This is a genomic window from Nitrosomonas sp. Nm84, from assembly GCF_003201565.1.
GTDB lineage: Bacteria > Pseudomonadota > Gammaproteobacteria > Burkholderiales > Nitrosomonadaceae > Nitrosomonas.
On sequence record NZ_QJJP01000046.1, the window covers coordinates 1 to 11,268 of the forward strand.

The following is an 11,268-nucleotide window of genomic DNA, read 5'->3' on the forward strand; positions in this document are numbered from 1 at the left end:
GCATCGTAAGAAGTGTATAAAAACCGATTAACCAACTATACCAGGTGGAAACTTTTCGACGCCGATTCCTGGAAAGTTTTCAATGCCGATTGACACAGTAAGAGAAGTGGAAGACCTAATTAATACAGAAATGCGTCAAATGTTGCATGACTTCGCACGATTACCGGTAATTGAATAATAAAGACCTACCAGAATGAATCACAATCGATGATTTTTCAATGGTCTACTTGAGTAAATCTTAAGCGTAGGCACCTAGACATGACACAGCGTGCAATGGTTGCCAGTAGGCTGGCGAATATGGATCGCGGGAATCCAAATTTCAACACTTCTAATACCGAAATTTCGGTAATAGCAGTTTCTCAACCTGCAGCAGCAAGACACAAGAACTGACCTTGTTGAAAATTCCACAATGTCACAATCTCAGGCTGCGTCGTTGATTTATCTCGGTGACATATCGGTGACATCTTTCATAAAATAAAAAACACTTAGGATTTTTTGTCTCTAAGCGCTTGTTTTATTTGGTGGCCAAGGGCGGAATCGAACCACCGACACAAGGATTTTCAGTCCTCTGCTCTACCGACTGAGCTACTTGGCCATTTGAGAAGCTGCTAGACAAAAAACGGAAAGCCGTTTATGCGTTGTAAGAGATTATTCGAAAAGTGGCGCGCCCGGCAGGATTCGAACCCACGACCCCTTGGTTCGTAGCCAAGTACTCTATCCAACTGAGCTACGGGCGCTAAGTACAACCTAATTACTTCCAGCTTATCTAACCAACCGGGAGATTATATCAGATTGAAGCAATTACGGGATTCGAACTTTGCTTTTGTTACTAGTATTCGATGCCTTCAAACTGTAATCGACTAAGCCGATTGTTTCTCTACACCATCACCACAATTTCTTTTTTGCGGGGGCGATAATGGTGTATTTGACGAATCTTGTCAAGATTAAACTGTATTAATGCTCATACATCTTCTTCAGGCTCTGGGTCTTCTTTCAATGGTGCTTTCGCTATTTTCTGTGCAGTGATGTTTCTGGTAATGCCCACACTACCCGCTATCTTCGGTGTTTTGCAATTCACATCGGCATTTTGCGCACGGTGCCGCAAGGCATGATCCATCAATACCAATGCGAGCATGGATTCCACAATCGGTGTGGCGCGAATACCGACGCAAGGATCATGTCTGCCATGGGTTTCAACAATCACCGGGGTGCCATTTTTGTCGATCGAACGCCGCCCAAGGCGGATACTGGATGTCGGTTTGATGGCGACATTAACCGTGATATCTTGCCCGGTAGAAATACCACCTAATATGCCACCTGCATTGTTACTCAAAAAGCCATCCGGCGTCATTTCATCGGAATGTTCCGTACCTTTTTGCATAACACTGGCAAACCCGGCGCCAATCTCCACACCTTTTACCGCATTGATATTCATCATGGCGTAAGCAATTTCGGCGTCCAGCCGGTCATAGACGGGTTCGCCCCAACCGACCGGAACACCTTGTGCGATCGCACTGATCTTGGCGCCTACGGAATCACCGGATTTACGCAATTGATCCATAAATGTTTCCAATTGATCGACGTAGCTACTATCCGCGATAAAAAAGGGATTATGGTTGACGTCTTCCCATTGCTTGAAAGGAATTTCAATGGGGCCGAGTTGCGCCATATAACCGCGAATGACAATGCCAAATCTTTCATGCAGCCATTTCTTGGCAATGGCGCCGGCTGCGACTCTAACTGCAGTTTCTCGCGCCGATGCACGCCCACCCCCACGATAATCACGAATGCCGTATTTTTGCCAGTACGTGTAGTCGGCATGACCGGGACGAAAAGTATCCATGATCTTGCTGTAGTCCTTGCTGCGCTGATCTTCGTTGCGAATCAACAATGCAATCGGTGTACCGGTTGTCTGTCCTTCAAACACGCCGGAGAGAATTTCCACCGTGTCGGATTCGCGCCGCTGTGTCACATGACGCGATGTACCCGGTTTGCGTCGATCCAGTTCGCTCTGGATATCTGCTACGGTTATTGCCAATCCTGGCGGACAACCATCCACAACACAACCAATCGCGGGACCATGAGATTCACCAAAAGAAGTGACACTGAAAAGCTTACCAAATGTATTACCAGACATTCTATTTTTCTCTTAAAACGGATTATGCGAGTCTATCACACGTACTTTTGATTTTTTGAGCCGGCATCAGGAAATTGGCGACTTGCTTTCCGCAATGCATGTAATTCGCCTGGTCCGTCATCAAGAAACCCGCATTCGAGTTGAGGCGCATCAATAATGAAATGCTTTCATCATGCTAACCTGCGGTAAAATGCAGCTTGTTGGCCAAGAGCTTTTATTACAAAAGTATATTGACCTTTTGGATTATACGAAGATAGCCAGGAATGTACGAATTCTTGAGATATCCCAATGCCCATACACCCTGCATCGAATAAAATTAAAATCGGGAGCTTGCATGAATACACCACGAGTCAAAGAATTTCTTATTAACCTACAGAGTAGCATCGTCACGAAACTTGAACAGGTAGACGGCAAAACATTTAGGCGCGATCAATGGGATCGCCCGGAAGGTGGTGGCGGCATGAGCAGTGTGATAGAAGAAGGCAATGTTCTGGAACGCGGTGGCGTTAATTTTTCGCATGTGCATGGCGCCGGGTTGCCCGCATCGGCCACTGCGGCACGCCCGGAATTGGCTGGTCGCTCGTTCGAAGCGATGGGAGTATCGCTGGTTTTGCATCCGCGTAATCCTTATGCACCGACTGTGCATATGAATGTACGTTACTTTGAAGCGCGCAAGGAAGGTGCTGCGCCGGTCTGGTGGTTTGGCGGTGGCATGGATCTGACACCGTACTATGGTTTTGCAGAAGATGCCATGCATTTTCATCAAACCTGCAAGAATGCATTGCAACCGTTTGGGGATGATTGCTATCCGCGGCTGAAAAAATGGTGTGATGAATATTTCTACTTGAAGCATCGTAAAGAGCCTCGCGGTATCGGCGGTATTTTCTTTGATGATTTGAATCAACCCGATTTTGATACTTGCTTTAAGCTAACTCAAAATGTTGGCGAGAATTTTCTGACGGCTTATCAACCCATTCTGGAAAAACGCAAAGACACCCCGTATGGCGAACACGAGCGCGATTTTCAGGCATATCGACGTGGACGCTACGTTGAATTTAATCTGGTATGGGACCGTGGCACATTATTTGGTTTACAAACAGGTGGGCGTACGGAATCAATATTGATGTCATTGCCACCGATTGTAAAATGGCGCTATGACTGGAAACCTGCAGCGGGTAGTATGGAAGACAAACTGTACACGGATTTTCTGATCGGTAAGGACTGGGTGTAACCCGCCTGTTTTGTTTATTAGCGCAGGACAATAAAATGGAAAATAACCAGTGAACAAAATATCATTGAATACTCAAATCTTGCTGGGCACTTTACTCGGTGTTTTGTTGGGTCTCTGGTTTGCCCTGTTAGGGCAGGAATCAAGCATTACACAAAATAGTTTGTATGCAGCAAAACTGGTCAGTACACTATTCATTGACCTGTTACGTATGATACTGATTCCTCTAGTTTTTACATCGATTGTGGTCGGTGTGGCTAATTTGCGCTCGCATCAGCAAATGAATCGTGTTTGGCAGGGGGCACTGATTTTCTTTTTTTCAACCATGGTACTTGCTGTTGTGCTGGGATTGACGACTGCCAATCTATTGCAACCCGGTGGCGGATTGCAGATTGCAATGTTTCAAGATGCCATGCAGGGATTTCAGGCAACACAGATGTCACTACCCGATTTCTTTGCACATTTCTTGCATTCGCTGTTTCAAAACCCAATCGCCGCATTGGCACAAAGCAACGTGCTCGCGGTGGTGATATTTGCCCTATTGCTGGGCATTGCGTTGGTAGTGGGCGGTGAGCGCTATCGCAATATCCTGACACTAATGCAGGAATTTCTGGAATTGATATTGATGCTGGTTGGCTGGATCATGCGCCTGGCGCCTTTCGGTATCATGGCGTTATTACTGCAACTGGTTGCTACGCAAGATACCAGCCTGCTGGCAACTTTGATCAAGTTTGTGGCGATCGTGATGGGCACGACCTTGTTGCATGGTATGGTAGTCCTGCCACTCATTCTCTACCTGACCACCGGCATGACGCCTGTTAAGTTCTGGTTGGGTGCGCGAGAAGCGCTCATTACTGCTTTTGCAACCAGTTCCAGCGCAGCAACACTACCCGTTACATTGCGCTGCGCCGAACAGCATTTGCATGTCAAACGAGATGTGGCGGGATTTGTGATTCCACTAGGCGCCACCATGAATATGGATGGCACGGCACTCTATGAAGCAGTCGCCGCCCTGTTCATTGCCAATCTGGTGGGTATTGAACTCAGCCTAATGCAACAGATGATTGTATTTCTGACCGCCATGCTGGCGGCAATCGGCGCACCCGGTATTCCCAGTGCCGGCATGGTTACGATGGCTGTGGTATTGCAGTCGGTCGGATTACCCGTTGAAGCAATTGCTATTTTATTACCGATTGATCGAATACTCGATACCGTTCGCACCATGGTAAATGTAGAAGGAGATCTGGTGGGAAGCTTAGTGGTACAAAAATGGATCAAGCAAGACGAATTGGACAAATAAGATTTTATAATTATAATTTCTAGATCAGATCGTTATCGCGGAAACGCTGTTGTATTTCCAATACCTTGTCGACATTGTCAATCAATGCTTCCACGCAGTCACGATCAAGCTTCGAATTGGACATCTGCCGTAACATGGCGAAAGCATTCTCATTACTCCACGGTGCTTTATATGAGCGACGTGAAGTCAGCGCATCAAATACATCAGCCACGGCGCTGATACGTGCTTCGATTGGAATTTCATCACCTTTCAGACCGTTGGGATAGCCGCTGCCATCAACCGCTTCGTGATGATACTCGGCAATATTACGCAAGATATTGACGTGACCGAATGTCTCCAGACTAAAATCCTCAAGAACAGAATCAATAATTTCACGGCCTTTTGCCGGATGGGTTTTCATTACATCAAACTCTGCCGCGTTCAGTTTGCTGGGTTTACGCAGAATGCTGTCCGGGATACCAATCTTGCCGACGTCATGCATGGGCGAAAACAGGAAAATATGCTCAATCTGCTCATCGGTGATGTGATAGCTTGGAGAAAGCTCGCGAGCAATGAGCCGCGCGTAGTGCGCAGTACGATCAATATGCGAGCCGGTTTCAAGATCACGATAATGCGTCATGTTACGTGCGACGCGAACCGCAGCAAGTAAAGTGCGTATGGCGGTGAGTTCATTGATCACCATCAGTGCGATCAAATGGCCACAAATATCAATCTGACGTAGTGCTTTAGGTGTAAATGGATGCTCCTGGTGAGAATTAAAAAACAGGAAGCCAATGAAAGTGCCACTTTGATAGAGCGGCATGGTGTAGCTGGATTTATAACCTCTGGCAGCGACACGTTTGGTATGCTCATGCGTACCGTGGGAAAAAATATTGAGATCCTGCACCAAGCGTGGGCGACGATGCTCGATGATAGCGCGTAGTGAAGGTGCGGTACTCAGCGGCGCATCGTAGGTGGTCATCGGACTGTCATTGCCTTCAGTGCTGTGGGTATAGGTTTTGAGCGTTTCTGTTTTTTCGTCGAACAGCGCGATAGCCAAGCGATCAATAAATGGAAAATCCTGTTGCATGACTTGATGCAAGAAACGTAATTTTTCTGTCAGTGGCATATTTTCATGCAGATTAGCCAATGTATCCTGGTGCGTAAACAGATCTTCTTCTTGTTGCATAAAATCCCTTCCAGCGAATTTAGGGTGAATCAAGTCATTTAATAGGCATCTGAGAAACGTATTCGTGGCAGCCGATGCCAAGAAAACAGGCGAGAAAGCGCGCAGTTTATGGGTAACAAGAGCACATTCTGAGCCTCTTTTTAACACCGTAGCAGCAACACAGATAACTTTTCAACTGCCTGTTGTCCATATTAAACTTGTTTTGATTGCAAAACCACCATGTGACAAATTGCCACGCGACAATTTGTCACATTCCCAAAAGAAACCATTCTTCTTACAATTTGTGCAACGTGGTTAATTCAAATCCGAATCAATATTAAATGCCACGACGAGGATTGCACTTATTTTTATCATAAAATGACAGGAGGATGAAAAGCGTATTTAGAGGCCACAGTACGCTTACATAACAACCTATGAAAATACCAAAAAGACTTGAGCCATTGCTTGATGAAGGATTGATTGATGGCGTAATTTGCCAACTGATGAGCGGCAAGGAAGCCATGATTTATATGGTGCGCTGCGGAGAAAATGTTCGTTGCGCTAAAGTATACAAAGATAGCAATAAGCGTAATTTTCAACAACGCTCCTGTTATACAGAAGGACGCAAGGTTAAAAATAGCCGGCATGCCCGAGCGATGGAAAAAGGTGGTCAATATGGCCAACGTGCACGCGAAGAAGCATGGCAAGGTACTGAAGTTGATATGTTATGTCGTTTGGGAATCGCCGGGGTACGGGTGCCAAAATTTTATAACTTTTTTGCAGGTGTCTTGTTGATGGAGCTGATCGCGGATTCGGAAGGAAATGTAGCACCACGACTCAGTGATCTGATACTTTCCCCAAAACAGGCACGTGCGTATCATAAAATTTTGATCGACCAGATTGTACAGATGCTTTGTGCCGGAATTGTTCATGGCGATCTGTCACCATACAATGTATTGGTGGATAGCCATGGTCCCGTGATTATTGATTTGCCTCAGGCGGTTAGTGCAGCAGATAATCACCGAGCACGCAGTATCATTAAACGTGATGTTGACAATTTAACATCCTATTTGAGTCGGTTTGCTCCGGAACTAGCGCAATCCGATTATGCAACGGAAATATGGTCTTATTATCAACGCGGAAGATTACCTCATGCGACTTTGACCGGGAGCGTCAAACAACAGGACAATAGCAAGCCGGTCAATGTCAGTAATGTGTTACAAATTATTAACGCAGTACTCAAAAAAGAAATGGCTTGGCAACGTCATAGACAAACAAAATGGGGTGGTCATTTGTCACAGTGCTGAATTTTCATTGATTTTATCGAGAATTGAAGGGAGCAAGAGACTTTGATTGACCTGAATAGACTAGCTTGTGTTATACTCCTCGTCCTGACGCGGGGTGGAGCAGTCTGGCAGCTCGTCGGGCTCATAACCCGAAGGTCGTAGGTTCAAATCCTGCCCCCGCAACCCGCTTATCCTTGCTGAGAATAGCCGTTTCATACGGCTTTCCAGCAAATTCAGCTTTACGGGATGAACGTGCATTTAGGTTAACCATCTCGTTCTCGTCTGACAAATCCTCTTTCGAAGAAATTTCGTCAGCATTAGAATCTTCCTGCCAACCATGTTTTTGATCACCTGATTCGGTCATCATTTTGACTTGCTGCAACAAAGGACCGTGATCGCTAATCTTTTGCTGCTTACCTGCCGCAACTGTCAAAATTCCGGCAAGGTCGCCATGCAGGTCGATGGCGTATCTGTTCCTGACGCTTTTTAACCTTATACGTAAGAAAATAGAATTCCAAATTGATAATCTGAATCTCAGCTATTCAGCCACTAAACTCAAGAAACATCATACCAATAAGAATAATATCAAAAGACATATAAATTTATTGTGATATATACAGAATGAAAGTGTTAAGTTATTGCAAACTATGTTAGAAACACACATTCGTGTATGCTGCCAATGATACTTACAGATCACGCACTTAACTACCATCAGGACTCATACAATGACCACACCATTTGTCTCGAGCAGTGTGACTGATATTCATCCGGCCAATGTCAATGCGATTGATTCTTTACTGGGTGATTTGCGTTGGATGAATCCAGCCATTTCCTACAGCTTCCCAATCAGTAATAGCCCTTTCTTCTGGTCCACTCAACCCGGGTTCGGTTATGGTTCTCCATTCGGCGATGGCGAACCGTGGAGCAATGCCGCAAAACCGCTCACTAGCACAGACCAGGTCAATTTTGAGCACGCCTTGCAGCAATGGGCAAATGTTGCCAATGTGAATTTTATAAAATTAACGGAAACGACCGACGAAGTGGGCGATATACGCGCAGCCTATAGCGAAGATCCAGAAACAAGTACACTGGCTTGGTCTTATCTGCCCAACTTCGGTGCCTGGGCGGGCGACATCTGGATCAACACATCAAGTCTCCTTAATCGCCAAGAATGGGATCCTGGTGCTGCTTCGTTTAAAACGATCTTGCATGAGATTGGCCATGCATTAGGCCTCAAACATCCCTTTTTCGATCCTGAAAATGATACAGCAGCAACGCTCCCAGCCGATCTGGATAACACCATACATACCCTGATGAGTTATACCTATGCCAATCTGCAAGGTGATCAAGGTAATGACTTTTCCTTTCATCCCACCACACCGATGGTGCTGGATATCGCCGCCATACAGTATATATACGGCGCCAACATGAATTACCATGCCGGTAACGACACCTACAGCTACGACGACGCAAACACCTACCATGAGACTATTTGGGATGCGGGAGGAATTGACACCATGCAGTATACTGGCGCACTCCCTACCCTCATCGACTTGAATCCGGCAGGCGCGTCGCTTATTGGCCAGGCGGTGTATGTCCAATCCGATGTCGTTAATCTGGGTTCATCCATTCCCAATGTGTGGATCGCGGATGGTGTCACCATTGAAAATGCCATGGCCGGTCAAGGCGATGATGTGTTAATCGGAAACAACAGCAGCAACACGTTGGATGGTGGCCCAGGTATCGACATCGTTGTGGTGGATTCACAACGCAACCAATATACATTGAACAGAACAACCACGGGTTACACCGTCACCGATCATACTAATTCAGGCAATCAGGATACGTTGATGGCTGTTGAGCGCTTGGAGTTCAGTGACACTGAACTGGCATTGGATCTGGATGGACACGCCGGTCAGGTTGCCAAATTACTGGGTGCTGTGTTCGGCACTGCTGCCATCGCTAATCAGGAATATGTCGGCATTGGCTTGACTGAGGCGGATCAGGGCCTGAACTATGAGCAATTGGGGGAATTCGCGATCAATGCGACCGGGTTGAAAACGTCTGATGAGGTCGTCACACTGCTATGGGACAATCTGTTCGGATCCGCGCCCACGGAAGCTGAGAAATCTCCTTACGTTAAGCTGCTCGACAGCGGCCAAATATCAACCGGTGCGTTGGCTGTATTGGCTGCTGATAGCGGTGCCAACACCGACAATATCAATCTGGTGGGGCTCATGCAGACCGGCATTGGGTTTATTTGATACATACTGTATGCTTCCTCAATGCCTACTAGCGAAAGCTTTTTAATAAAGCACCCTGTCGCAAGCAGCGGGGTATTAACTGCGTTCTTAAATCTGCTGTTATTGCCTGATAAAACAAGTCGAATTCTTTTACTATCTTGAATAAAAATAAAAGAGTCGATTTTTTCCAGTTTTTATATTGAGCATGAGGAAATATATGATATCCAACCATTCTCTTTTTGTACCAGGAACCTGGTCTATCAAGTATCTTTTGCCCGCTGCTTTAATTTTGTTCTTATCCTTCGGCAATGTCGCTCCCGCAGTGGCGGTTGGATCAAATGCGCATCATATAGGAAAATTCGGCCCTCTACATGACTGGCCGATTATACCGATCGCCATGATGTTGATGCCGGACGGACGGGTACTTGCTTATGGAACGGACACAACAGGCGCACAGATTGGTAATTTGCTTTATGTGATTTGGAATCCTTCACTCGGCATTGAAACCAGTGCGTTTGAGACCTTACCTAACATTACGCACACTGATATTTACTGTGCTGGTCAAGCACTGATCCCAGATACGGGTCATGGTCTTTTTGTCGGCGGCGAAGCCAAAGTGAACACAATCAAAAACTATTCACACAATAGCGTCAATATCTTCGATCCGTCTACAGACACACTAACCCAGTCTCAGAGCATGGCTTTTAAGCGCTGGTACGCGACGGCAGTAACATTACCTAATGGCGAGCATGTCGTGTTGGGCGGCCGCAGCATGAGAAAATTTTTCGGGACATCCACTATACCAGCTACTGTAGCCGCTTATTCGCCTACACCGGAAGTACGTGCTCAAGATGGGCATTGGCGTTCACTCAGTTCTGCAACCAGTGATACTGCTTACGGAGCCGCGCCCGCTGGCGAAGGGCTTGCTTGGTTTTATCCGCGAGCCTGGGTAAACCCGCAGGGTAGCGTATTCATCCTCGGGCACGACGGAGCAATGTTCAAGCTCAACCCGTTGGGTACTGGAGCACTGTCAAAATACGCATCGACGATAACACCAGGTCTTAACAGTCTACCGAGTATTATGTTTGCACCAGGTCGCATACTGTCGGTTCGCAGTAACCGTATCGCACACGTTATCAATATCAATCGTAGCGGTGAGCCTGTCGTGTCTTCGGGGGGCATTCTGGCAAAAGACCGTCAATACAGCAACGCTACGGTACTCGCCAATGGTTGGGTCTGGATCAATGGCGGATCATCAACCGGTAACGATCTGGCAGGTGCAGCACTGGATTCCGAGCTTTGGAATCCTTATACCGGAGTATGGAAAACAGCAGCAAATGCAACGACAGCACGCTTGTACCATTCGACTTCACTGCTTCTTCCAGATGGAAGTGTCATTACTGGGGGAGGTGGTACGCCAGGCCCGCTAACGCAACTTAATGGTGAAATTTACTACCCGCCTTATCTGTTTAAAAAAGACGGGAGCGGTCAATTTGCACCTCGCCCGGTAATCGTTGATGCACCAACGACAATGATTGGTTGGAATCAAACATTTTCAATCGAAGCAACCGATAACATCGCCAAAGTGACCCTTGCACGCATTGGTGCAACCACACACGCGTTTAATAACGAAACACGTTTTTTTAGTTTGCCCGCTTCGTCAGCAGATAGCAAAATTGTAACCGTACGATCCCCAGCTTCAGCTAAGGTAGCTCCTCCGGGTTTCTATATGCTTTTTGTTTGGAATGCTGGAGGAATTCCGTCAGTGGCAAAGATTATACAAATTGGCTAGCCTGATAGAATAACAACTGTTTTTAGCCCCAGTAAAGGAGATAAAGAACTCGGCCGCAAGCGACCGAGTTTTAGAAGAGCGGTAGTTGCCCAAACCTCCCTTCCATTTCATCCATCACTGTGAGTTGATTTTGTA

General features: G+C 46.5%; 8 protein-coding genes and 3 tRNA genes. 7 read left to right on the plus strand and 4 right to left on the minus strand.

What is annotated here, in order from left to right; all coding sequences use genetic code 11:
* Window positions 1-519: 519 nt before the first annotated feature.
* The 3 genes from C8R34_RS15315 to aroC form a co-directional block, all read right to left on the minus strand.
* Window positions 520-595 (minus strand) — tRNA-Phe (locus tag C8R34_RS15315).
* A gap of 65 nt (window positions 596-660) precedes the next feature.
* A tRNA-Arg gene (locus C8R34_RS15320) sits at window positions 661-737 on the minus strand.
* 224 nt (window positions 738-961) lie between these two features.
* Complete coding sequence (gene aroC, locus C8R34_RS15325) at window positions 962-2,137, minus strand: chorismate synthase (RefSeq protein WP_110342057.1); 1,176 nt, start codon at window positions 2,135-2,137, stop codon at window positions 962-964.
* Between the two features lie 334 nt (window positions 2,138-2,471).
* On the opposite strand from aroC, the gene hemF reads away from it, so the two are divergent.
* Window positions 2,472-3,368 carry an oxygen-dependent coproporphyrinogen oxidase gene (hemF, locus tag C8R34_RS15330; protein WP_110342059.1) on the plus strand — a complete coding sequence of 299 codons (897 nt, stop codon included), beginning with the start codon at window positions 2,472-2,474 and terminating at the stop codon, window positions 3,366-3,368.
* Between the two features lie 49 nt (window positions 3,369-3,417).
* Window positions 3,418-4,665: a dicarboxylate/amino acid:cation symporter gene (locus tag C8R34_RS15335; protein WP_110342061.1), complete on the plus strand. Its 1,248-nt coding sequence runs from the start codon at window positions 3,418-3,420 to the stop codon at window positions 4,663-4,665.
* Window positions 4,666-4,684: 19 nt separating this feature from the next.
* On the opposite strand, the gene C8R34_RS15340 is transcribed toward C8R34_RS15335, so the two are convergent.
* Window positions 4,685-5,833 carry an HD domain-containing phosphohydrolase gene (locus C8R34_RS15340; protein ID WP_110342063.1) on the minus strand — a complete coding sequence of 383 codons (1,149 nt, stop codon included), beginning with the start codon at window positions 5,831-5,833 and terminating at the stop codon, window positions 4,685-4,687.
* Between the two features lie 64 nt (window positions 5,834-5,897).
* On the opposite strand from C8R34_RS15340, the gene C8R34_RS15345 reads away from it, so the two are divergent.
* The 5 genes from C8R34_RS15345 to C8R34_RS15370 all read left to right on the plus strand — a co-directional run bounded on the left by C8R34_RS15345 (window position 5,898) and on the right by C8R34_RS15370 (window position 11,133).
* Window positions 5,898-6,131, plus strand: a complete 234-nt coding sequence (locus C8R34_RS15345; protein WP_110342065.1) for a hypothetical protein — start codon at window positions 5,898-5,900, stop codon at window positions 6,129-6,131.
* Window positions 6,132-6,246: 115 nt separating this feature from the next.
* Window positions 6,247-7,119, plus strand: coding sequence for a PA4780 family RIO1-like protein kinase (locus C8R34_RS15350; protein WP_110342067.1), 873 nt, complete (start codon window positions 6,247-6,249; stop codon window positions 7,117-7,119).
* Between the two features lie 88 nt (window positions 7,120-7,207).
* Window positions 7,208-7,281, plus strand: a tRNA-Met gene (locus C8R34_RS15355).
* 542 nt (window positions 7,282-7,823) lie between these two features.
* Window positions 7,824-9,362 carry a M10 family metallopeptidase gene (locus C8R34_RS15365; protein ID WP_110342069.1) on the plus strand — a complete coding sequence of 513 codons (1,539 nt, stop codon included), beginning with the start codon at window positions 7,824-7,826 and terminating at the stop codon, window positions 9,360-9,362.
* A 196-nt stretch (window positions 9,363-9,558) separates the two neighbouring features.
* Complete coding sequence (locus tag C8R34_RS15370; RefSeq protein WP_110342071.1) at window positions 9,559-11,133, plus strand: glyoxal oxidase; 1,575 nt, start codon at window positions 9,559-9,561, stop codon at window positions 11,131-11,133.
* Window positions 11,134-11,268: the final 135 nt, after the last annotated feature.